General features: G+C 63.2%; 23 protein-coding genes. 10 read left to right on the forward strand and 13 right to left on the reverse strand.

Features of this window, described 5'->3' with window-relative positions:
* Nucleotides 1–85 precede the first annotated feature (85 nt).
* Entirely contained in the window at nucleotides 86–985 is a 900-nt protein-coding gene (gene rarD, locus K5K93_RS11285) for an EamA family transporter RarD (RefSeq protein ID WP_222387924.1), read from the reverse strand.
* A complete protein-coding gene (gene yedA, locus K5K93_RS11290) occupies nucleotides 982–1,887 on the reverse strand; it encodes a drug/metabolite exporter YedA (protein WP_222387925.1) in 906 nt (301 codons plus the stop codon). Before yedA ends, rarD begins: the two co-directional genes overlap by 4 nt.
* Before the next feature lie 651 nt (nucleotides 1,888–2,538).
* Here yedA and K5K93_RS11295 point away from each other — a divergent pair.
* The 6 genes from K5K93_RS11295 (at nucleotide 2,539) to K5K93_RS11320 (ending at nucleotide 8,171) form a co-directional block, all read left to right on the forward strand.
* The gene (locus K5K93_RS11295) at nucleotides 2,539–3,474 is read left to right on the forward strand and encodes a HEAT repeat domain-containing protein (protein ID WP_222387926.1); all 936 of its coding nucleotides are present in this window, start codon (nucleotides 2,539–2,541) and stop codon (nucleotides 3,472–3,474) included.
* On the forward strand, nucleotides 3,456–4,409 hold the full coding sequence (locus K5K93_RS11300) for a transposase (protein ID WP_261311835.1): 954 nt from the start codon (nucleotides 3,456–3,458) through the stop codon (nucleotides 4,407–4,409). Before K5K93_RS11295 ends, K5K93_RS11300 begins: the two co-directional genes overlap by 19 nt.
* Nucleotides 4,396–5,115, forward strand: coding sequence for an ATP-binding cassette domain-containing protein (locus K5K93_RS11305; RefSeq protein WP_222387927.1), 720 nt, complete (start codon nucleotides 4,396–4,398; stop codon nucleotides 5,113–5,115). The genes K5K93_RS11300 and K5K93_RS11305 overlap by 14 nt, the downstream gene beginning before the upstream one ends.
* A gap of 61 nt (nucleotides 5,116–5,176) precedes the next feature.
* The gene (locus tag K5K93_RS11310; RefSeq protein WP_261311836.1) at nucleotides 5,177–6,247 is read left to right on the forward strand and encodes an ABC transporter permease; all 1,071 of its coding nucleotides are present in this window, start codon (nucleotides 5,177–5,179) and stop codon (nucleotides 6,245–6,247) included.
* A gap of 222 nt (nucleotides 6,248–6,469) precedes the next feature.
* Nucleotides 6,470–7,804: an MFS transporter gene (locus tag K5K93_RS11315; RefSeq protein ID WP_093820724.1), complete on the forward strand. Its 1,335-nt coding sequence runs from the start codon at nucleotides 6,470–6,472 to the stop codon at nucleotides 7,802–7,804.
* A 37-nt stretch (nucleotides 7,805–7,841) separates the two neighbouring features.
* Entirely contained in the window at nucleotides 7,842–8,171 is a 330-nt protein-coding gene (locus tag K5K93_RS11320) for a hypothetical protein (protein ID WP_093820726.1), read from the forward strand.
* A 127-nt stretch (nucleotides 8,172–8,298) separates the two neighbouring features.
* On the opposite strand, the gene K5K93_RS11325 is transcribed toward K5K93_RS11320, so the two are convergent.
* The 4 genes from K5K93_RS11325 to K5K93_RS11340 form a co-directional block, all read right to left on the reverse strand.
* Nucleotides 8,299–9,951 (reverse strand): M28 family metallopeptidase, encoded by a 1,653-nt coding sequence (locus tag K5K93_RS11325; protein WP_222391049.1) that lies wholly within the window; start codon nucleotides 9,949–9,951, stop codon nucleotides 8,299–8,301.
* Between the two features lie 149 nt (nucleotides 9,952–10,100).
* Nucleotides 10,101–11,033 carry an MBL fold metallo-hydrolase gene (locus K5K93_RS11330; RefSeq protein ID WP_222387928.1) on the reverse strand — a complete coding sequence of 311 codons (933 nt, stop codon included), beginning with the start codon at nucleotides 11,031–11,033 and terminating at the stop codon, nucleotides 10,101–10,103.
* 156 nt (nucleotides 11,034–11,189) lie between these two features.
* Nucleotides 11,190–11,492: a hypothetical protein gene (locus K5K93_RS11335; RefSeq protein WP_222387929.1), complete on the reverse strand. Its 303-nt coding sequence runs from the start codon at nucleotides 11,490–11,492 to the stop codon at nucleotides 11,190–11,192.
* Nucleotides 11,493–11,617: 125 nt separating this feature from the next.
* The gene (locus K5K93_RS11340) at nucleotides 11,618–12,910 is read right to left on the reverse strand and encodes a tryptophan--tRNA ligase (RefSeq protein ID WP_222387930.1); all 1,293 of its coding nucleotides are present in this window, start codon (nucleotides 12,908–12,910) and stop codon (nucleotides 11,618–11,620) included.
* 108 nt (nucleotides 12,911–13,018) lie between these two features.
* Here K5K93_RS11340 and K5K93_RS11345 point away from each other — a divergent pair, with 108 nt between their 5' ends.
* A complete protein-coding gene (locus K5K93_RS11345; protein WP_140227886.1) occupies nucleotides 13,019–13,825 on the forward strand; it encodes a hypothetical protein in 807 nt (268 codons plus the stop codon).
* A gap of 78 nt (nucleotides 13,826–13,903) precedes the next feature.
* On the opposite strand, the gene K5K93_RS11350 is transcribed toward K5K93_RS11345, so the two are convergent.
* From K5K93_RS11350 to rocF, 3 genes are all read right to left on the reverse strand, one after another.
* Nucleotides 13,904–14,125 (reverse strand): CsbD family protein, encoded by a 222-nt coding sequence (locus K5K93_RS11350; RefSeq protein WP_025878332.1) that lies wholly within the window; start codon nucleotides 14,123–14,125, stop codon nucleotides 13,904–13,906.
* Nucleotides 14,126–14,336: 211 nt separating this feature from the next.
* Nucleotides 14,337–14,474: an entericidin A/B family lipoprotein gene (locus tag K5K93_RS11355; protein ID WP_019661832.1), complete on the reverse strand. Its 138-nt coding sequence runs from the start codon at nucleotides 14,472–14,474 to the stop codon at nucleotides 14,337–14,339.
* A gap of 167 nt (nucleotides 14,475–14,641) precedes the next feature.
* Nucleotides 14,642–15,562: an arginase gene (gene rocF, locus K5K93_RS11360; RefSeq protein WP_080150399.1), complete on the reverse strand. Its 921-nt coding sequence runs from the start codon at nucleotides 15,560–15,562 to the stop codon at nucleotides 14,642–14,644.
* A 130-nt stretch (nucleotides 15,563–15,692) separates the two neighbouring features.
* Between rocF and K5K93_RS11365 the strand changes: the two genes are divergently transcribed.
* Entirely contained in the window at nucleotides 15,693–16,040 is a 348-nt protein-coding gene (locus K5K93_RS11365; protein ID WP_093820738.1) for a hypothetical protein, read from the forward strand.
* Between the two features lie 18 nt (nucleotides 16,041–16,058).
* Here K5K93_RS11365 and K5K93_RS11370 read toward each other — a convergent pair whose 3' ends face one another.
* Together K5K93_RS11370 and K5K93_RS11375 are read right to left on the reverse strand one after the other, a co-directional pair.
* Nucleotides 16,059–17,003, reverse strand: a complete 945-nt coding sequence (locus tag K5K93_RS11370; RefSeq protein ID WP_222387931.1) for an ankyrin repeat domain-containing protein — start codon at nucleotides 17,001–17,003, stop codon at nucleotides 16,059–16,061.
* A 58-nt stretch (nucleotides 17,004–17,061) separates the two neighbouring features.
* Entirely contained in the window at nucleotides 17,062–17,838 is a 777-nt protein-coding gene (locus K5K93_RS11375) for a DUF3011 domain-containing protein (protein WP_222387932.1), read from the reverse strand.
* A gap of 161 nt (nucleotides 17,839–17,999) precedes the next feature.
* On the opposite strand from K5K93_RS11375, the gene K5K93_RS11380 reads away from it, so the two are divergent.
* Both K5K93_RS11380 and K5K93_RS11385 read left to right on the forward strand, forming a co-directional pair.
* On the forward strand, nucleotides 18,000–18,167 hold the full coding sequence (locus K5K93_RS11380; protein WP_222387933.1) for a hypothetical protein: 168 nt from the start codon (nucleotides 18,000–18,002) through the stop codon (nucleotides 18,165–18,167).
* A gap of 161 nt (nucleotides 18,168–18,328) precedes the next feature.
* Nucleotides 18,329–18,694, forward strand: coding sequence for a S24 family peptidase (locus K5K93_RS11385; RefSeq protein WP_261311837.1), 366 nt, complete (start codon nucleotides 18,329–18,331; stop codon nucleotides 18,692–18,694).
* A 77-nt stretch (nucleotides 18,695–18,771) separates the two neighbouring features.
* On the opposite strand, the gene K5K93_RS11390 is transcribed toward K5K93_RS11385, so the two are convergent.
* Together K5K93_RS11390 and K5K93_RS11395 are read right to left on the reverse strand one after the other, a co-directional pair.
* Nucleotides 18,772–19,320, reverse strand: coding sequence for a hypothetical protein (locus tag K5K93_RS11390; RefSeq protein WP_222387934.1), 549 nt, complete (start codon nucleotides 19,318–19,320; stop codon nucleotides 18,772–18,774).
* A gap of 3 nt (nucleotides 19,321–19,323) precedes the next feature.
* A complete protein-coding gene (locus K5K93_RS11395; protein ID WP_222387935.1) occupies nucleotides 19,324–19,956 on the reverse strand; it encodes a hypothetical protein in 633 nt (210 codons plus the stop codon).
* Between the last annotated feature and the right edge of the window lie 192 nt (nucleotides 19,957–20,148).

Consider the following 20,148-nt stretch of genomic DNA (forward strand, 5'->3'; position numbering starts at 1 on the left):
AGCAGAACGGCGCCCCTCGGGGCGCCGTTCTTTTTTGCGGGGTCGGCTCCCTTTGCATCGCGAAGGCTCTGCCCCCCCCGAGGCGCTACCGTTTCGCGCCGCGCATCGCCCGTATGTTGTCACCGACGTACAGGACCAGGCCGGCCCAGATCGCGGCAAAGCCGATCGCCTTGGCCGTGTCGAACGCCTCGTGGAAGAAGAACACGCCCAGCAGCAGCTGCAGGCTCGGTGCGATGTACTGCAGGATGCCGACCAGCGACAGCGGGATGCGCTTGACCCCGTAGGCGAAGCCGATCAGCGGCACCGCCGTGATCACCCCGCCGAAAATCAGCATCAGGTCGTTGGCCCAGCCCCAGCCACCGAAGAAGCCACCGCCATGGCCGTTTTCCGACCACAGCGCGAAGCCCAGCGCGGGCAGGAACAGGTACAGGCTTTCCACGCCCAGCCCGGCCACCGGATCGACCGACACCAGCTTGCGCAGCAGGCCGTACAGGCCGAACGAGCACGCCAGGCCCAGCGCGATCCACGGCGGCGTGCCCGCATCGAGGGTCAGCCAGGCCACGCCCACCGCGGCGATGGCCACCGCCAGCCACTGCACGCGGCGCAGGCGCTCCTTCAGCACCAGCACGCCCAGCAGAACGTTCACCAGCGGGTTGATGAAGTAGCCCAGGCTGGTTTCGATCACATGTCCTGCGTTGATCGCCCAGATGTACAGGCCCCAGTTGAAGGCGATGGTCAGGCTCGATACCGCCAGGATCGGCAGCGCGCGCGGCTGCGCGGCGATCTTCTTCCACCAGCCCAGCCGTGATGCGATCAGCAGCCAGGCCACCACCAGCACGGCGCTCCAGATGATGCGATGGGCGATGATCTGGAACGAGGGCACTTCGTTGAGCAGATGCCAGTACACCGGCACCAGCCCCCACAGCACGAAGGTGGAGGCAGTGATCAACAGTCCCCGTCGCTGTTCTTTCTCGTCCATGCTCATCGCTTGCGTGTCCTTGCCATCGTCAGTACCACCACACCCAGAAGTATCACCGCCATGGCCAGGAAGTCGCGCCAACCAAAGCGTTCACCATTCAATGCAGCCCCCAACAGGACAGCAATCACCGGATTGACGTAGGCATAGCTGCCGGCCAGCGCCGGGCGCACGTTCTGCAGCAGCCAGACGTAAGCGGTGAACGCCACGATCGAACCGAACACGCACAGGTAGGCCATCGCCAGCAGGCCACCGCTGTCGGGCAGGGTGGTGGGGCGCTCGCCGACGACCAGGCCGATCAGCACCAGCAGCACGCCACCGCAGATCATCTGCCCGGCGGCCGTCATGAACGGGCCCGGCAGGTCCTGCCCGCGTGCCCACACCGAGCCGAACGCCCAGCCGACCGGCGCGATCAGCAGCAGCACCAGCCCGGTGGGCGATGCGGTCAGGCTGCTGCCGGCGTTGAGCCAGACCACGCCGACGAAGCCAACGGCGATGCCCAGCCATTCGCCCTTGCTGGCATGCTGCCCGCGCAGGGCCGAGAACAGCGCCATCCACAGCGGCACCGAGGCCACCGCGGTGGCGGCCAGGCCGGATGACACCTCGCGCTCGGCCAGCACCACCATGCCGTTGCCCAGCACCAGCATGGTCACGCCCATGATGACCAGGTTGCGCCACTGCCGCAGGGTGGGTCCGGGCATCTTCCAGAACAGGCGCAGCGCCAGGTACATCAGGCCGCCGGCAATGATGAACCGGCTGCCGGAGACCATCGTCAATGGCAGCGCGCCGCCATGCAGGGCCTTGGCGATGCCCAGGTAGGTCGAACCCCAGACCACATAGACCAGCAGCAGTGCCAGCACGACAAGGCCACCCCGGGGGGCAGCCGCAGACGGAACGGGGGGAGCCGACATGACACACCAGGGAGCCGGGGGAAGACGGATTCTAGGACGTTCGGCTGACGGATATCACCCCAGTTTTCGACAAGCTGATTTTCGCCTACGGCAGGCTCGGAGTTTTCCCGGCCCGCACTCAGTCTGCGGCTGATGACCTCCGGCCGAGGAGACACCTTTTCCGCGCGGCGGCTGACACGAATCAACCGGGGACGCGGAATTGGGAGTTGCGTCAAGGAATCACGGCGTTTGATGCACGACAACGAACCTGCCTGCACAGATCTGCGGGCCATCAGAACCTCACATGGAGAGAATCAAGTGCACACCTCGTTACCCCCTTTGGCCATACCGGTAGGGATGACTGGAACATCCCTGCTCTGCTCTCCCATCGAGCCGGTCTTGATTGCCGTCGCAATCGTAATTGCCGTTCTGCCTACCTGAGGAAATGACAATGAAATCCTCCGATCTGCCAGGGCAGAAGAGATCCGTAGGCATGTACGGATCCTGTGTTCTTATCGAAACCACTGGCCCAGGTTGCGCCGCAGTTGGCATTGTCGTCGGAATATTCATCAACCGGGGTATCCACCCAACCCCGCAGTGAATCGGATGCCAAGGTGGACCGGATTCCCGGTCCACCAACTCTTGGGAGGCACCATGGAGAATCCTCAAAGGATGTCCGATCTGGCTGACGAACCTGCGGAGCTGCGCAGTTTGAAAGCCATCTACGGCAGCAAGAACACGCTTTTCGATGTCTTGAGAGAATCTGGCTGCGCAGCGCGGGTTCGTCAGCTCAGCATGGATATCAATGGCCGCGGCGACGTACATCTGAACGAGCGCCTGATGATATCGATCTGCCGTCAGTTTGACCCGATCATTCTGGCAGACCATTTCCTGCACGAATGCAAAAAACATCTCAAAAGCCCGCTCTACGTCACCCCAGAGCGTTTTTTCGCCAAGTCACCGCTGAATGGTCTGGTCATCTACAAGGATTCTGCAGTACAGGTTCACTACATGCAGAGCCTGCCGACCAAGCTCAATCTCTCAACGCGATCAACTGCCGACACCGGGATTTCAATCTCCGGCTCAGACTCATTGATACTTTTCGCCCGTGGGCAGGATGTGGAGTACCGGACATTCAACGTCGAGTCTGGCGATGCCGACTGCGAAGCCCGTCTTTCCACACCACAGATCAAGCGAGCTTGCGCTGACGACCACGTCTTCCTTGAAGGCGGAAAACAGGGCATGCATCTCTGCAACGGAATGCGCCCGGTAGGCATGCTGATCTGCATCTCACGTCAACCGCGCCTGAGCACGACACAGCACTTCGCTGTAGGCAGCGGCACACTCTTTGGTCATACGGCAGCCAATGTAGAGGAGTCACGACTTCACCTCCTCGCCAGCGTTCTCGCCGAGATTCCGGGCCAACGGAATGTGCAGATGCTGTTGCACATCTCAACGCATCCGACACCATTCATACGCTGGCATGCGATTCGATCGCTCCACCGGTTGGATCCGGAGGCGGCACGTCGGAGGCTCCACGAAATGTCGAGGTCGGATTCCGACGACGAGATCCGGATGCTTGCCGCGCAATGTACGAACAATGGATGAAATCAACCATGCCCGTTCATATTCAATATGAATCACCTGAAGTCATCGAACTTTCCGACTTGGTCGAACACCTGCGACAGTCTTCGCTCGACCCCCGAGATCATGACTCAATGATCTCTGTCGCCCCTGCACTCAAGCAGCTGGCGAACAATCGCGACTTCCTTTCGGAGATGATCTGTGGGGAGCTCAAAGACAATCAAGACATTCAGGCCGACAATGACTATACGCCTCAGGTGTTCATGCTCCATGCGCCTCAGGTGGCTGGCCAGAGTTATTTCCTGCGGGCCTGCTTCTGGCCGGGGGAGAACGATGAAATCCTGCTCTCCAGCGGAAAGGGAGCCTTCTTCTATGGCGTCCCTCACGATCACAACTTCAATTTCCTCACCGTTGGCTATCAGGGCCCTGGATACAGCAGCGACTACTTTGAGTACGACTACGCCAAAGTGCCTGGCGTTCCTGGCGAGCAGGTCGACCTGAAGTTCATCGAGAGATCCGCTTTGTCAGAGGGAAAGATCCTGCTGTACAGAGCTTTCACGGACATCCATCGACAGATCGCACCAGAGCGATTCTCCGTAAGCATCAACATCATGGAACACTCTCTGCGCAGCGTCACAATGGACCAATACGAATTTCATCCAGAGAACTGGACGATCTCGAATGTGATCAACAGATCCAGCGCACTCCCGATGTTCATGATTGCCGCAGGGTCCGGAAATGGCGAGGCGCAACATGTTCTTCGCGACATCTTCCGCAGCCACGCCGTGGAACGGGTCAGAATGGCTGCACTGGAAGCATTGGTTGCAAGCAGTCCGACACCCGACGCCGCACTTGAGTTGGTCAGGCTTGTCCATTCCAGACACAGCCGTTTCATGAGGGGAAGGGCACTCCAGCTCGCGGCCCGGATCGAGCAGGGGGCCGGTCATGCTGACAATTGATCGCATCTGCAAGCGCTTTGGTGAGAAGGCTGTTCTGCACGAACTCGACCTCGAGGTCTGCGCTGGCGAAATTGTGGGTCTCATTGGCGCGAACGGCGCAGGAAAGACGACGCTCTTCCGCATCATCTGCAATCTCATTCCCGCCGATTCTGGTCATGTAAGTCACTGGGATGGGATGCACTCGTCTCCGCTTTCGCATACAGAAATCGGCTACCTCCCCGAATCCAGGAGTCTCTTTGGAGAAGTTACGGTGGGACGGTCGCTTGAATTCTGGGCTCAGCTCAGAGGCATGAGTGGAGCGCGGACCAAACAGGCGCGACAACACTGGCTTCAGGAAGTGGGTCTCCTCGACCGGGAATCACACCGGGTTTCCAGCCTTTCCAAGGGAAATCTGCAAAAACTGCAGCTGGCATCGTGCATGCTCCATCACCCTAAAGTCCTGATACTGGATGAACCATTTTCCGGCCTTGATCCCCTCAATCAGGTCGCAGCTGCAACTCTCATCACCCGGGCAGCCCAGCAGGGGGCAGCCGTCCTTCTCTCGGCCCATCACCTCGAACTGCTGCAGCGTCTTGCAACGCGGGTACTGGTACTGAAGGAGCGTCGCTTGGTTCCCGCAACAGCGTTTGATCTTTGCCCTGTAACCATGAAGGCGACCAGCGGTGACGGCGCTTCGACCATTCCGGGTTGTCCCTATGGAAAATGAAAGCATGCGGATGAGAAGATTCGCTGTCATATGCGGGTTTGAGTTCCGAAGGCATCTGGATATGAAAGGGGAACTCCTGGGGATGCTTCTGCTAATCGTGATCGCCTTGGTGAAGCTCGCCGGCGATGCCGTTGTCACCCGCGAAGCCGCTTCTGTCGTGTATCTACACGCTGCTGATACGCCAGTGGCGGGTCTGACGCACGATCGCTTCCGGTTTCTGGACACAGGAGAGATCACTGCAAGCGACAGCTATCCCATTCTGAAATCCCGCGAAGACGGCTACTCACTTGAGATCGCACGCTCTCCCAGCTGGGCGGGTGATCTTCAGCAGAGCCTCAACGTGCTGCAACGTCGCCATATTCTGTCTTCCCTTGACGTATCCACTGAGGAACTGCAGAAAGCCGATACCCCGGTCCTGCTGCAGGTCATGGATCAGAACGGCGTGATGATTAGGGGTCAAGCGCCACTGGCTGCCGTCTCCATCGCGATGGTCGTGCTGACAATGCTGTCAATCCTGGGCTGTCTTGGAATGTTGTTCCATGGATTGTTGGCAGAGCGGTTTGCTTCGGCCACTGAGATGATCCTGAGCGCGACGCCGCCAGGCTTCTGGCTTGACTGCAAGGTGAGCGCTGCAATCCTCCATGGCCTCAAGACGGTCACGGTGTATGGCACCTATGCACTGGTTGGATGGGTACTTGTTTCCGGTAGCACGATGGGGCCCATCCACCTTCCAGACAATTCCTGGGCAATCGCATCAAGTCTTTTGGCCTTCTGCCTGTTCGGGCTGCTGCTCTGGAACTGGTTCTTCGCCGCTTGCGCCACAATGATCCGCTCCCCCCATTCAGCATTCCGGAACAGTCTGGCTGCCTTTCCGGTGACCATGATCATGATCGGCTTCGGCGGATTGCGCGCCCCGGATGGCACGTTCATCCAGCTGCTCTCCTGGTTTCCATTTACCTCGATGGCCGCCATGCCGGTGCGCCTGCTGTATGTCGACGTCCCTGCGTGGGAAGTTGCAGCGTCGCTAATGCTTCTGGCCGCCACCGCCGCACTTTGTCGCATTTGGGCCCGAAACAGCTTCAGAACCGCCATTGTGTCCCCGGTCGAAACTTCGCGTCCCCACAAGTCCTGAAGATGTCGCCAGACGCGCGGCTCAGGCATCCGGCCTAGGACGTATTGGTTATGGCCTGACCTTCCGCCCGCTGGCACGCTATAGGGTCACATCCCCCGCCCGCCCGTTCGGCACCCGGCGTTGACGTGGGATGCAGTACCAAGGAGGCTGGCCGGCAGCGCACCGCGCGCCTGGCAGCGCAATTTCCCGCATGGACGCACCGCATCGAGGATCCCCACCCGGATGAGCACCACGTCCCAATCCGCTGTCCCCAGCACCGACGGCGCCGCCCTGCGGCGTTCCATCTCCAACACCCTCAAAGGCTCCGCCGGCAACCTGGTGGAGTGGTACGACGTCTACGTGTACTCGGTGTTTGCCGTGTACTTCGAATCGCAGTTCTTCTCACCGGATGACAAGAACTCCACGATGTATGTGTGGGCGATCTTCGCGGCGACCTTCCTGATGCGCCCGATCGGCGCCTGGTTCTTCGGCCGCTTCGCCGACCGCCATGGCCGTCGGCTGGCGCTGACCGTGTCGGTCACGCTGATGGCGCTCTGCTCGTTCCTCATCGCCATCACCCCCACCGCCGCCAGCATCGGCATCTGGGCGGCGGTCATCCTGCTGCTGGCGCGCCTGCTGCAGGGCTTTGCCACCGGTGGTGAATACGGTGCCAGCGCCACCTACATGTCCGAAGCCGCCATCCCCGGTCGCCGCGGCTTCCTGTCCTCCTTCCATTACGTCACCCTGGTCGGTGGCCACGTGCTGGCGCAGCTGACCCTGCTGCTGATGCTGACCTTCTGGGGCAAGCCGGAAATCTCCGAATGGGGCTGGCGCATCGCGTTCGGCATCGGTGGCATTGCCGCCGTGGTCGTGTTCTGGCTGCGCCGTGGCATGGACGAGTCGCTGTCGGAGTCGTCGATCGAAGCGGCCCGCGAGGGCAAGGACAGGAAGTCCGGCTCGATGTACGAACTGTTCGTGCACCAGTGGCGTCCGCTGCTGCTGTGCTTCCTGATCACCGCCGGTGGCACCGTGGCCTTCTACACATACTCGGTGAACGGCCCGAAGATGATCCAGAGCGCCTTCGCCGGCAACGACCCGATGACTGGCACGCTGATCAATCTGGGCGTGCTGGCGTTCCTGATGGTGCTGCAGCCGGTCGGCGGCTGGCTGTCGGACATCATCGGCCGCAAGACCCTGCTGGTGTTCTTCGGCGTGGGCGGCGTGCTCTACAGCTGGTACCTGATCACCGCATTGCCGCACCAGCATGATGCGACGCTGGCGTTCCTGACCTTGGCACTGGGCTTTGTCATCCTCACCGGCTACACCTCGATCAACGCTGTGGTGAAGGCCGAACTGTTCCCAACCCACGTGCGTGCACTGGGCGTGGGCCTGGGTTATGCATTGGCCAATTCGCTGTTCGGCGGCACCGCACCGCTGCTGTACCAGGGCGCATTGAAGACCGGCCACGTGGACTGGTTCGCCATCTACGTCACCGCAACGATCGCGGTATCGTTGGTGGTCTATGTGTTCTTCCTCACCAACAAGGGCCCCAACTGGCTCGACGGCACCCGCAAGTAAGCGCGCCGTAGCGATCGCGGCCACCGGTGCAGTGCCGGTGGCCGCCGCATCTCCTGCCACGCCGCTGGTGTGGATCGCACTGGGTCTGGGCGCGGCAACCCTGCTGGCATGGCTGATCCTCAGGCCCGGCGCCCAGGCGAGTTGGCCACGCATCGGCTTCGGTATTGCCCTGCTGGCGTTCTGCGCGGCCCTGGTGCTGCAGCTGGCAGCGGATCTGGGCAGCGGTGCCAGCACCCTGCATCTGCGTCTGAGCCGGGGCATCAACCCCGCACCGGTGGCCAGCCTGCGTACGATGGTGGCCTGCTACCTGGCCGCGCTCGCCGCCGCCGGTTGGGGCGCTTGGAAGCTGCTGCGGCCACGCGGCTGAGAAGGGTAGTGCCGGCCGCTGGCCGGCAACTGCACATCCTTTCGGAAGGTTCATGAGGTTGCCGGCCAGCGGCCGGCACTACCATGCGTTTGGAGGTTGCCGGCAAGCGGCCGGCATTGCCGTGCGTTTACCGGCGGGCGGCTTCGCTCTTCTCGCGGGCGCCGTGGAATTCCGATTCCTTCTCCCACTGCGGCCAGCGACGGCTGTTGGCCAGTTCGGCGCCCAGGTCGTAGACCAGCAGGGTGTCGGCCGCGTGGCCCGCCGGATCCCAGCTCGGCGTCCATGCATCGCAGGCTTGGTGGTAGCAGTCGGCGAAGTACTTCTCGCGCAGCGAGCGACCGGCCTGGACGCCGCCCTCAAGCTTGTCCAGCCCCGGGCCGATGGTGATCGCCGGCACGCCCAGGCGGGCGAAGGCGAAGTGGTCGGCACGGTAGAAGAAGCCGGCTTCCAGGTTCGGATCCGGGCTGTAGCTGCGTCCACGGGCCTTGGCCACGCGTTCCAGGTCGCCTTCCAGCGACACCCGGCCCTTGCCCCACGAGGCGATGTCACGGGTGGCACCATCGGGGCTGAACATCTCGATGTTCAGCACCGCAGCCGTCTTGTCCAGCGGCGCCAGCGGGTGCGCGGCGTAGTAGCTGGCGCCCAGCAGGCCCTTCTCTTCGGCGGTCAGGGCGACGAAGTACAGGGTGCGCTGCGGCTGCGGGCCGGCGGCGAACACCCGGCCCAGTTCCAGCACGGTGGCCACGCCGGTGGCGTTGTCAATCGCACCACGGCGGATGCGATCACCCCTGGCGTCGGCCTGGCCGATGCCGAAGGCATCCCAGTGCGCCGAGAAGATCACCGCCTCATCAGCGTGCTCGCCACCGGGCAGCTTGGCCACCACGTTGCGGGTCACCACCTGCTCGCGCTTGAGTGCGAAATCGACGCTCAGCTTCGCGTTGTCCAGCGCAACCGGGCGGAAGTCCGCACTCATCGCCTTGCGCTTCTCGGTGTCGAAATCCAGGCCGGCGTCGGCGAAGATCTGTTCGGCCAGCTCACGCTGCATCCAGCCACGCAGCGGCGTGTGCTGGGCCATCGCCTCGGCCTGGCCGCGCTCGATGTCGAACAGCGGCGAGGTGCCCGAACTCTTCACCGTGGCCCAGCCATAGGCGGCCGGTGCGGTCTCGTGCACGATCAGCACGCCTTCGGCACCCCGGCGCGCGGCTTCCTCGAACTTGTAGGTCCAGCGGCCGTAGTAGGTCACCGCCTTGCCATCGAACGCACCTGGCGCGTCGGCTTCAAAATCGGCATCGTTGATCAATACCACGGCGATCTTGCCGTGCAGGTCCACGTCCTTGTAGTCATTCCAGTGGCGCTCGGGCGCGTCGATGCCGTAGCCGACGAACACCAGCGGCGCCTCCTTGATCTGCACGCGCTTGCGCGGCTGCAGGCTCTGCAGGGTCACGTCCACGCCATTGGCCAGCGCGCGCTTGCCGCCCTTCAGGGCAAGACTGGCCTTGGCCTGGCCGTCCAGCTGCGCGCGCACCAGCGGTACCGGCTGTACCCAGCTGCCGTCCACGCCACCCGGCTGCAGGCCGTAGCTGCGGAACTGCTCGATCAGGTACTGCACGGTGCGTTCTTCGCCTTCGGTGGCCGGTGCACGGCCTTCGAATTCGTCCGAGGCGAGCACACGCACATGACGCGACAGCGCCTGCGGATCGATGCCGCCGCCGGGCAGGTCATTGGCCGCATGGGCCAGGCCACCGACGAACAGGCAGGACGACAGCAGCAATACGCGCATCGGGTTCACGGCAACACCACGGCTAGCTTGAAAGTCACCAGAGTGTAACGTGGTCGTGACATCGCGGCGCGGCCCGGAACCGTGTCATCCACGCATGGCGTGGATCTACCAGGGGCGCAGCGGATCTACGCCGCCAGGGAGTGCGCAGGTCAGCGCGATACACGGTCCAGCCAGCAGGCCAGGCCCTGCGCGTTGAGTTCGATATCCATCGCCAGTACTTCGCTCACTGCAGCCTGGTCCAGCGCGCAGCCATGCTGCTGTGCACGCTCCAGGTACAGCGCCTGCAACGCGGCCAACAGGCAGCGATGACGATCGGGGCGACCGTCGCACTGGCGGCCGATTGCCGCCATCGCGTCAATCTGTTCGAACAGATCCCCAGCCAGCTTTTCGACCTGTTCCACACGACCGTAATGGGTCAGGTACATCGCCTGCGGTGCGTAACCGAGCATGCGCTGGATCGACGCCTTCATCGCTTCCGGGTCGAACTGCACCGGCGATGAGGTGGGGAAGATGAAAGCGCCCTGCGCGCTGTCCAGCTCGCGGTAGGAGATACCGAAGGTATCGCCGGTGAACCAGCTGCGGCTGCGCGCATCCCACACGCAGTAGTGGTGCAGCGCGTGGCCCGGGGTATGCAGCAGCACCAGCTCGCGGCCGGCGAGGTCGATGCGCTGGCCGTCGTCAGCCACCACCACGCGCTGCTCGGGAATCGCTTCGATACGGCCATAGCTGCGGGCGATTTCCTTAGCGCCATAAACGGCCGTGGCACCGGCGATCAGCCGGGTCGGATCGATCATGTGCGGCGCGCCGCGCGGATGCAGCACCGCGCGCGCATTGGGCAACTGCTGCATCAGCAGGCCAGCGCCACCGGCATGATCCAGGTGCACGTGGGTCAGCAGCAGCCAGTCCACCGCCTCCACGCCCAGCCCGTTGTCGGCCAGGGCCTGCAGCATCGCTGGCACCGACAGGCCGGTACCGCAGTCGACGAACGCAGCACGACCGTTTTCGATGATCAGGTAGGCGGCATCGAAGTCAGGCCGTTGGAAACCGGTATCGATGGTGTGGATGCTGGGATCGGCGGTCATCGACGCGCACCTGGCAGGATCGGGAACAGACACCCATGGTAGGCGCGCCGGCATGGCGTGATCGATGCGGCTTTGGTCGGATGGTGCCGGCCGCTGGCCGGCAATCCCGGGTTGGCCAGTTGAATGCAGTTGCCGGCCAGTGGCCGGCACTACCAATCAGCTGCAGCGCAATGCAAACCGCGGCCTCAGCAGCAGCGCCAGTACCAGCACCGCCAGGAACGCGCCATAGGCATACAGCACCGCCAGCACCTGCGGCCAGATCGGCCCGGCGCCCGGCTGTACCAGACCGATGTGGTGACCCCACAGCATCGCCACGATGCTCAGCGACAGCGCCAGTGCCAGCGTGGCGCCATCGAACAGGCGTCGCCGCGCGGTACGCGGCTGGCGCGGAAACAGCCAGTACAGGCTGCCCAGCAGAATGAACCAGGGCAGGAACAGCAGCAGCGACAACCAGGCCATTGCAGACTCCATGTCATCGCGCCGAAGGCGCGCGCACATCATGCCATGGGTGCAATGCCGTGGTAGTGCCGGCCGCTGGCCGGCATCCACCATCCAACAGCGCCGACCAAGGTCGGCACTACCGATCAGTTGGCTCGCAACACGGCCAACGCCGCCAGCACCGCATCCACCTCGGCTTCCAGCTTGAACAGATCGCTCTGTAGCTGGTCACCCTGCTCGGCCTGCTTCAGCACGGCGATCAGCTGTCCGGCATCGCGCGGCGAGTCGAAGCCTTCGCTCTGGATCAGCAGCGTGCCGTCACCGGCGGTGAGCTTGAAGTAGAAACGGCCGTCCTTCTCGCGGTACTGCTTGAACAGCGGCGGAGCGGCGCGGGCTTCACCGGCATCTTCACTGGCGATGTCGCCGGCATCGGACAGATCACGCAGGCCCACCGCGTGGCGCAGTTCTTCCAGCAGCGGTGCTGCCAGCTGCTCACGCAACTGCTGGCCACGGCGCTTGAGCAGTGCTTCGATCTTCTCCGGCTCGGCCATCAGCGCGTTGTAGCGCTCGCGCAGCGGCGACAGTTCGCTGTCGATGCGCTCGAACAGCTGCTGCTTGGCATCGCCCCAGCTGATGCCATCGGCGAAGGCCTTGGCGAAGGCTGCGGTCTGCTCCGGGGTGGCGAACGCCTGGTACATCTGGAACAGCGCCGAACCTTCGGTGTCCTTCGGCTCACCCGGGGCACGCGAGTCGGTCAGGATCGAGAACACCAGCTTCTTCAGCTCCTCGCGCGGCACGAACAGCGGAATGGTGTTGTGGTAGCTCTTGCTCATCTTGCGGCCATCCAGGCCCGCCAGGGTTGCCACCTGCTCGTCGATCACCACGTCCGGCAGCGGGAAATATTCCTTGCCGTACACATGGTTGAAGCGCTGGGCGAAGTCGCGCGCCATCTCGATGTGCTGGATCTGGTCACGGCCCACCGGTACCTGGTTGGCCTTGAAGATCAGGATGTCGGCCGCCATCAGCACCGGGTACATGAACAGGCCGGCGCTGACACCTGCGTCCTCGTCCTGGCCTTCCTCCCGGTTCTTGTCCACCGCCGCCTTGTAGGCATGGGCGCGGTTGAGGATGCCCTTGCTGGCGATGGCGGTCAGGAACCACATCAGCTCGGTGGTCTCGCGGATGTCACTCTGGCGGTAGAACCACACGTGTTCCGGGTCCAGGCCACAGGCCAGCCAGCTGGCAGCGATCTCCAGGGTAGCGCGCTGGGTGCGCTGCGGGTCCTGCGACTTGATCAGGCTGTGCAGATCGGCCAGGAAGAAGAAGCTCTCGATGTCCGGCGCGCGGCTGGCCGCAATGGCCGGGCGGATGGCGCCAACGTAGTTGCCCAGGTGGGGCGTGCCGGAGGGGGTGATGCCGGTAAGGACTCGGGTCGTCATGACTGCGTGCGGAAACCTTCTATGAACGCGGCCAGTTTACCGTGCACACGGTCAACCCCGTCAGGGCCTCCGGCGCGTTCATTCACCCAACCCCGCTGGAGACGCCCGATGAAACGCCTGCTGCCCCTGCTGCTGATCCTGCCCCTGGCCGGCTTCCGCCCGGCTCCGCTGCCCCCGCCGATGCCGCAGGACGGCCCGGTGCGCGTGGCCCTGGTCGACCGCGACCGCGGCACCGAGCTGCGCAGCTACCCGGCCGACGGCCAGCGCTGGGTGGCCGGTGAGCGCGGCCACCGCTATGCCGTGCGCCTGTACAACGACAGCCCGCGACGGGTGCTGGTGGTGCTGTCGGTGGACGGGGTCAACGCCATCTCCGGTGAAGACGCCGATCCCTCGCAGACCGGTTACGTGCTCAACCCTGGCCAGCGCGCCGATATCACCGGCTGGCGCAAGACGCAGGACGAAGTGGCCCAGTTCGTCTTCAGCAGCCCCAGCGGCAGCTATGCCAGCCGCACCGGCCGCCCGGACAACGTCGGCGTGGTCGGCGTGGCGGTGTTCGAGGAAGCGCGTCGCTGGTACCCGCGTCCGCAGCCGATCCTGCGCGGTCGCGCCGGGCCGGCACCGGCGGCGGCCGAAGCCTCGGCGGCGGCCGACGCCAGCGCCAGCCGCATTGAAGGCTATTCGGCCAAGTCGCAGGCACCCGCGCTGGGCACCGGGCATGGTGCGCGGGAAAGTTCTTCGGTGCGCGATACCGATTTCGAACGCGCCACCCGCAGCCCGGCACAGGTGCTGCAGCTGCGCTACGACAGCGCCCGAAACCTGCGTGCACGCGGCATCCTGCTCGATTCGCCCTCGCGCCTGGATCGCCAGCCACAGGCCTTCCCCAACCGCTACGTGCCCGATCCGCCGGCGCGCTGATCTGCGCACAGCACAACGCCCGCACCTTCCGGCGCGGGCGTTGTCGGTGGGGGCATAACGCGGGCGTTCGACGCCCGGTTACTTGTAGTCCGGGTAATCCTTGTGCATCGCTTTCTCGAAATCGCGCACTTCGGTTTCTGCGCGGTCCTTGGCCCAGCCATAGCGCTCCTGCAGGCGGCCCGCCAGATATTCGGCATTGCCCTCGGCCACATCGAAATCGTCATTGGTCAGATCGCCCCACTTCGCCTGGGCCTTGCCCTTGAGCTGGGACCACTTGCCGGAAATGATGTCTTTGTTCATTGCTGAGGCTTCCTTGGAATGCAACGGCGTTGTTACCGTGGCTGCAGCATCGCGCAGTGCACGTTGAATCACGGTCAACCGGCCATGAAAGCCCTGCTCACCTGCTTGAATGGTTCACTACCGGTCGACACGCGGCGTCCACACGCAGCAAGCGCGCATGAAAAAGGCCGGGAAGATCCCGGCCTTTTCCGTAGTGCGCACCACCTCAGGCTCAGTTGCCCTTGGCGGCATCCTCAACCTTTTCACCAGCCTTCTGCACGTCCTTGCCGGCACCGGCAACGGTGTTGCAACCGGCCAGCAGGGCCACCGAGAACATCGACAACAGCATCAGGGCAACTACGCGCTTCATGGGCTTCTCCTTGGGTTTGCCGCTACACCGCTCAATCACGGGGTTCGGTTGTATTGATCGGGGCGGCAGGCTGGCTCGAAGCCAACACTGCCGCGTGAGGTGCAATCTGGCGGCAGGGGCGTGGAGCGCGTGTGAACGGCTCGTCCAACCGTTCAGGCTGGATCCTCTCAGTCGCGCATCAGGGTCGATTTCCCGAACAGGCTTTCGACCAGGTCCACGGCCAGTTCGGCGGTGCTGTTGTGGTTGTCCAGCAGCGGATTGAGTTCGACGATATCCAGTGAGCCCATGCGGCCACTGTCGGCGATCATCTCCATCACCAGCTGCGCTTCGCGGTAATTCACCCCGCCCGGCACGGTGGTGCCCACGCCCGGGGCAATGCTCGGGTCGAGGAAATCGACGTCGAAGCTGACGTGCAGGTGGGTGTTCTCGTCGATGCCGGCCAGCGCCGCTTCCACGGTGCGCTTCATGCCGTTCTCGTCGATGTAACGCATGTCGTAGACATCGACCTTGTGGGTCTTGATCAGGCGCTTTTCTTCCGGGTCCACCGAACGGATGCCGATCTGGTGCACCTGTGAAGGCTTGATTGCCGGCGAAGTGCCGCCCAGCCTGGTCAGCGCATCCGGGCCGAGGCCGCACAGGCAGGCCACCGGCATGCCGTGGATGTTGCCCGACGGGGTCACCTCACTGGTGTTGAAATCCGAATGTGCATCCAGCCACAGCACGCGCAGGTCCTTGCCCTGCTCGCGGCACCAACGCGCGACGGCAGTAATCGAACCGATGCCCAGGCAGTGGTCGCCGCCCAGCATGATCGGCATGCGGCCGGCCTGCAGTTCGGCGTAGCTGGCTTCCATCAGCGCGTGGTTCCACGCCACCACCTCGTCCAGGTGACGGTAGCCCTGCACCGGCGCGGTCCACGGGTTGCGCGGGCCGTCCAGGTTGCCGAGGTCGCGCACGTCCACGCCACGCGCTTCCAGTGCTTCAGGCAGGCCGGCCACGCGCAGCGCTTCCGGCCCCAGCCGGGCGCCGCGATGGCCCGCCCCGATGTCGGTGGGGACGCCGATCAGGGTAACGGCGGGATGATGGGCCATGGGTGCCTCCTGCGAACGAAAAAGAAGCACAGTCTAGCCAGACGCATGTGACACCACTCGCGGCGGTGCAGCAGGGCCATGGCATGGCATGATGCCGCGCGGACCCGACCGCCCCTCATGGAAGATTGCGATGTCGCCCTTCATCAACACCGCCTGGCCGCGCTTTTTCATCGGGGCGCTGCCCATCGCCGTTTTTGCGATTCTGCTGAGCAGCTCGATGGATGCGTCGCCGAATGGCTGGCTGATGCAGGCGACGCTCCTGCTGGTGCCGTTCTCGACCCTGGTATTCCTCGGGTTGGGTTGGCAGCGTCTGCGCAAGGCACACGCCGAATATCCGATCCTGAAGAGCGAGCCGCAGCGGATGCTGGCAGCGTTGATCGGCAACGTGAAGGTGGCGGCGCTGTGGTTTGGCCTGACGTTCGCCGGCATGTTCGCCCTGATGCTGGCGTGGGTAGTGCTGTACAACGCCGCCGGCTGACGGCACTTCGGGCCGTGCTCAGAGAATCGCCGACGACCACGCTTCGGTGCGGAACAGGCGCTTCTTCAGCAGGTCGATCCGCCACTGCCCAGCCACGCGCTTGAGCACGAACAGGCGCTCGTAACGCAGCGCGCGGGATTTCTGTGCATGGTCACGTACCAGGACTTCGGCCTTGGAGGCCGTCGGCTGACCGACCGCGGCCAGCAGGTCCTCCGGCACGTGCACCGGCGGATTGCCCACCGACATGCCCGTGGAATACACCCGCTTCCGGTCGGTACACCAGGCCGCGAGGATGTCCGAGCGCTCCTGTTGGAATGCTGCACTACCGAGCAGGACTCCACCGACCTTGGCATCACGGTAACCACGCGTTTCCCACTCATTGCAGGCCAGCATATAGCCACGCACCACTGATGCCGGTTCCCCCTCTGCGGCCGGTTCAGGCCACGCAAGCGGCGGCGCCTCCTCCAACATCGGTGGCATCTGCGCGCCCGCTGCCTGCAGGCACTGCACCACAGCCGCATGCCCGCGCGCTTCGGCCAGCGACAGCGCATTACGTCCTTCGAAATCCACGCGTGCGACATCAGCACCGCCAGCCAGCAGCAGCTCGACTATCGGCAGATGACCGCCCTGCGCCGCCACCATCAGCGGTGTGCGATGCAGTTCTGGGGAGGCCGCGTCCAGCGAGGCGCCGCGTGCGATCAGCAGGCGTCCGATGTCTGCGTCGTTGCGCTCGGCCGCCCATCCCATTGCGGTAAAGCCCACCGCCGTGCAGGCGTGCTGGATGTTGGCGCCACGGTCCAAAAGCCGCAACACCGAGTCAGTCTTTCCGGCGATCACAGCCGAAAGCAGCGGAGTACGTCCGGTGCCCTTGTGCTGCCACTCGATATCGGCACCCGCATCCAGCAATGCGTCGATTCGGTCAAGATCCTGTTTCTCGGCTGCCTTGGCCAGAAGATGGGACATGGTGGTGCCGCCAGACGGGTGTAAGGGTGGTCACCTTAGGGCTGCAGGCACGATGAGCTCAACCCCCGCGGCGGCGAATCGGCGTCACGCTCTGCACCCGGCCGTCGTTGCGCATCATGCACAGGAAACGGCCATCGGGATAATCGATGATCAGTTCCTGGTAATCGGTGCCGACCGGCACCTGGGTCACCAGCGTGCCCTGTGCGCCTTTGCTTGCGTTGCACGAACCGAGCGCGGTATCGCCCGCTGGCGCGTTGGCTGCAGCCTTGGACATGTTGCGGAACGTCGCGCGGCAGCCGCCGTTGACCCAGACCGAATGCCGCGACAGGCCCCAGTTGCTGCCCTGCTCGCAACGGGTACGGCTGAGCTGGCGCACGATCTCCACATTGCCACGCGTGTCCATGTCACAGGACACCTGGCGCTGGTCGGTGGATTCGCAGGTCACCTCGCGTGGCAGTGCTGCATCGTCATCGCGCTCCTGATCACGATGGTGCCTGCCACCTTCCACGGCAGCCGCCGGCGTGCCGTTGTTGCTGACCTGGCAGATGCCGTTGGCACCGCCGCGTCCGGTGTAGCTGACCTGCGGCGTACCGTCGTCACCGGTGCTGATTGAAAGCGTGGTGCCGCTGTTGGCATCGCGCGCTTCGAAATAGCGATCGTTGAAGCGCTTGAGGGTGGTCTCGCGGCCCTGCACATAGACCGGCCCGCCCTCGTCTGCATGGACATCCAGCCCACCGGGGCAGCTGGCATTGAAGAACGGCACGGCGGCCATCGCCGGTGCGGTGAAGGCGCTGGCGAGCAGCGCGACGGTCAAGGGCAAGCGGTGGCGGCGCATGGTCGGCTTCCTCGTGAGGATTGAGTGGAGGGCGCCAGTATGGGGGCTGCCGGAGTTGCTCGACCGTGAGGAATATCAAGCAACCGATCACGGGCCGCAGACCACCGCCATCAGGCCAGCGCTATCATCGGGCGCATCACACGGACGTCCGGTATGCACACATGACAGCTCCTCCCATCGACCACGCGCAGCAGCAACTGCTGGCGCTGCAGCAACGCATCCATGCCTTCAATCTGGACAGTGCCGCCGAGCATGAGCTGGATATCCAGGACCCGGCCGGCCCGCTGTGGGCAGCGCTGCAGGAACGGGTGACCGTGGCGCCGTTGTAGGGCGGCCTGCACGTGGAGTTCTTCGGCAACCCATGGGAAGAGCCATTCGCACGGACGCTGGCCTGCCTGTCCGATCAGCGCGTGGGCGATGCAGTCATGTCGCTGTCGTTCACTGGCCCGGACGAAGGGGCCAATGGCACGCGTGAGTGGGAGTGGGTGTGGTGAATGAGGAGTTCCCGGAAGTGATCCGGAGCATGGACTATGCAGAGTGGGATACCCGGCAACGCCTTGGATTCCTGCCCCAGCTTGGTCGTCTCAAACTCATCACTGGTCGAGGCCCGTCCATGGCACCCGTCATCAACAATGGTGACGTGGTGATGGTCGATACCGCCGTCGATTACTTCGATGGTGACGCCATCTACGTGATCAACATTGGCGGCGAAACGCAGATCAAGGGCCTGCAGCGCCGGTCCGATGGGGTCTACATCGTCAGCGCCGACCTGCTGTTCCCGCCATATGCTGCCCCCGATGACCTGTTCATTGCCGGCAAGGCTGTTGTTCAGTACAGCGCCCGCCAGATCGCGTAAGGCGTCTGGCTTCAATTCCGCACAAATTGCTTGCGTTAGGCGCCGCCGACGTGCAACTGCCGGCGGCGCGTTTTACCTCAGCGCAGCAGAAGCTGCGCCTTGGCCATTTCAATGGTCTGGACGGTCACACCGATCGCGCAAGGTCCTGGTCCTGGGGCCATTCGGAATGTTGCCAGTGCACCTCCAATGGTGGTGCCGACCAGCGAATTGGCCCGCGGGTCATGCGGAACCTGAAGAACCAGTAGATTGGGATACTGCGACAGAAGAGTTCGCGTCGAAATGCAGCCTCCGCGAAGGTCGAATGAAAGCTCTTCCAGCTTTCCCGCAGGATCGAGCTGTAGCGCAACATTTGTGCCAGTGAGTCGATCACCAATAGCCAGATCAGATACTTCTCCGCCAGGCAGACGGCCGCGCTCCAGCGCTAAAGCACGCTTGACGCTGTCCGCACCGGCCACGGCGGCAAATGAGAGTTGTTCCACCCTCTTCCACAGAGCTTTTTGGTCTTCACGAGAAGCTGGCTCTGAGGCTTTCGGAATGGGTAGATCCGTGCCTGCCCCTCGCACGTGCAAAGGCGCTACATAAAGTATTACCAATGCCGACATGGCGGCGAAAATTTTGGTCTTCATAGTTCAGACCTCCGTGCCATAAAGGGATTGTGGGCCCACGTTCTCGTCGTACCATTTTCCATAGAAGGTGCGATAGTTTTCGCCTGTCAATGAGTTGGTGTTGTTGTCGCAGAAGCTGCTTCCAACCCTTTCGTCAAGCTTCTCGCCGCCGGCCAATATGATTGCCTGTAGCTGTGAGGAATTCGAAGCGATAAGTGGAATTTCTGCCGTCCCCTCTGATGTATCCAAGATCTCTGATCGGGCTTTCCAATTGTTCAGGACAGCACGCCCCTCATCCGTGCACATGCGCTTGACGAATGCATCCTTGGGTCCTGCCAAGGATGCCGGCGCATCAAAAAATGCATGCCCCATCTCATGTGAGACCTGGCCCACGGCTCCATAGAGGCCATGAAGATTTTCCGAAGAACAGGTGTAGTTCATCACGTAAACCACCTTGTTGTCCTTATCGATCCATGAAGAGCTTGAGTATGCAAAGGTGTAGGGAGCCGTGTTCACCTGATTTGTCAATGTGGGCGAAGCGTAGATTATGAAATCTACGCAGTCACCCAATCCTGTCTGCGGGGGCAGCTGCTGCGCTTTTGTTGGCGCGCTTACTACTAAAGCCAATAGCAGTGTCCCAGATATGACCAACTTCATGCATGCTCCTTTGCGAGAAAGTGGTATCCCCCCCTGCAACGCCACAGCGCTGCGGTTCCGATCCTAGTGGGGCATTTCTCAGTAAGCAAAGCGTGACGCACGTTTCATGAGCGCATCCGCGAGCGATGAGAGCGGAGAGGCTGGCCATGGCCTGAAGCATGAGACAAGCGTTTCCCGCGACATCGTCACGAA

Origin of the sequence: Stenotrophomonas sp. DR822 (assembly GCF_019793815.1) — a bacterium.
GTDB classification, from domain to species: Bacteria; Pseudomonadota; Gammaproteobacteria; order Xanthomonadales; family Xanthomonadaceae; genus Stenotrophomonas; species Stenotrophomonas indicatrix.

Excerpts from the sequence above, each read along its gene's own strand:
- rarD (WP_222387924.1), bottom strand. The coding sequence starts at position 985 with ATGAGCATGGACGAGAAAGAACAGCGACGGGGACTGTTGATCACTGCC.
- yedA (WP_222387925.1), bottom strand. The coding sequence starts at position 1,887 with ATGTCGGCTCCCCCCGTTCCGTCTGCGGCTGCCCCCCGGGGTGGCCTT.
- K5K93_RS11295 (WP_222387926.1), top strand. The coding sequence starts at position 2,539 with ATGTCCGATCTGGCTGACGAACCTGCGGAGCTGCGCAGTTTGAAAGCC.
- K5K93_RS11300 (WP_261311835.1), top strand. The coding sequence starts at position 3,456 with ATGTACGAACAATGGATGAAATCAACCATGCCCGTTCATATTCAATAT.
- K5K93_RS11305 (WP_222387927.1), top strand. The coding sequence starts at position 4,396 with ATGCTGACAATTGATCGCATCTGCAAGCGCTTTGGTGAGAAGGCTGTT.
- K5K93_RS11310 (WP_261311836.1), top strand. The coding sequence starts at position 5,177 with ATGAAAGGGGAACTCCTGGGGATGCTTCTGCTAATCGTGATCGCCTTG.
- K5K93_RS11315 (WP_093820724.1), top strand. The coding sequence starts at position 6,470 with ATGAGCACCACGTCCCAATCCGCTGTCCCCAGCACCGACGGCGCCGCC.
- K5K93_RS11325 (WP_222391049.1), bottom strand. The coding sequence starts at position 9,951 with ATGCGCGTATTGCTGCTGTCGTCCTGCCTGTTCGTCGGTGGCCTGGCC.
- K5K93_RS11330 (WP_222387928.1), bottom strand. The coding sequence starts at position 11,033 with ATGACCGCCGATCCCAGCATCCACACCATCGATACCGGTTTCCAACGG.
- K5K93_RS11335 (WP_222387929.1), bottom strand. The coding sequence starts at position 11,492 with ATGGCCTGGTTGTCGCTGCTGCTGTTCCTGCCCTGGTTCATTCTGCTG.
- K5K93_RS11340 (WP_222387930.1), bottom strand. The coding sequence starts at position 12,910 with ATGACGACCCGAGTCCTTACCGGCATCACCCCCTCCGGCACGCCCCAC.
- K5K93_RS11345 (WP_140227886.1), top strand. The coding sequence starts at position 13,019 with ATGAAACGCCTGCTGCCCCTGCTGCTGATCCTGCCCCTGGCCGGCTTC.
- K5K93_RS11350 (WP_025878332.1), bottom strand. The coding sequence starts at position 14,125 with ATGAACAAAGACATCATTTCCGGCAAGTGGTCCCAGCTCAAGGGCAAG.
- K5K93_RS11355 (WP_019661832.1), bottom strand. The coding sequence starts at position 14,474 with ATGAAGCGCGTAGTTGCCCTGATGCTGTTGTCGATGTTCTCGGTGGCC.
- rocF (WP_080150399.1), bottom strand. The coding sequence starts at position 15,562 with ATGGCCCATCATCCCGCCGTTACCCTGATCGGCGTCCCCACCGACATC.
- K5K93_RS11365 (WP_093820738.1), top strand. The coding sequence starts at position 15,693 with ATGTCGCCCTTCATCAACACCGCCTGGCCGCGCTTTTTCATCGGGGCG.
- K5K93_RS11370 (WP_222387931.1), bottom strand. The coding sequence starts at position 17,003 with ATGTCCCATCTTCTGGCCAAGGCAGCCGAGAAACAGGATCTTGACCGA.
- K5K93_RS11375 (WP_222387932.1), bottom strand. The coding sequence starts at position 17,838 with ATGCGCCGCCACCGCTTGCCCTTGACCGTCGCGCTGCTCGCCAGCGCC.
- K5K93_RS11380 (WP_222387933.1), top strand. The coding sequence starts at position 18,000 with ATGACAGCTCCTCCCATCGACCACGCGCAGCAGCAACTGCTGGCGCTG.
- K5K93_RS11390 (WP_222387934.1), bottom strand. The coding sequence starts at position 19,320 with ATGAAGACCAAAATTTTCGCCGCCATGTCGGCATTGGTAATACTTTAT.
- K5K93_RS11395 (WP_222387935.1), bottom strand. The coding sequence starts at position 19,956 with ATGAAGTTGGTCATATCTGGGACACTGCTATTGGCTTTAGTAGTAAGC.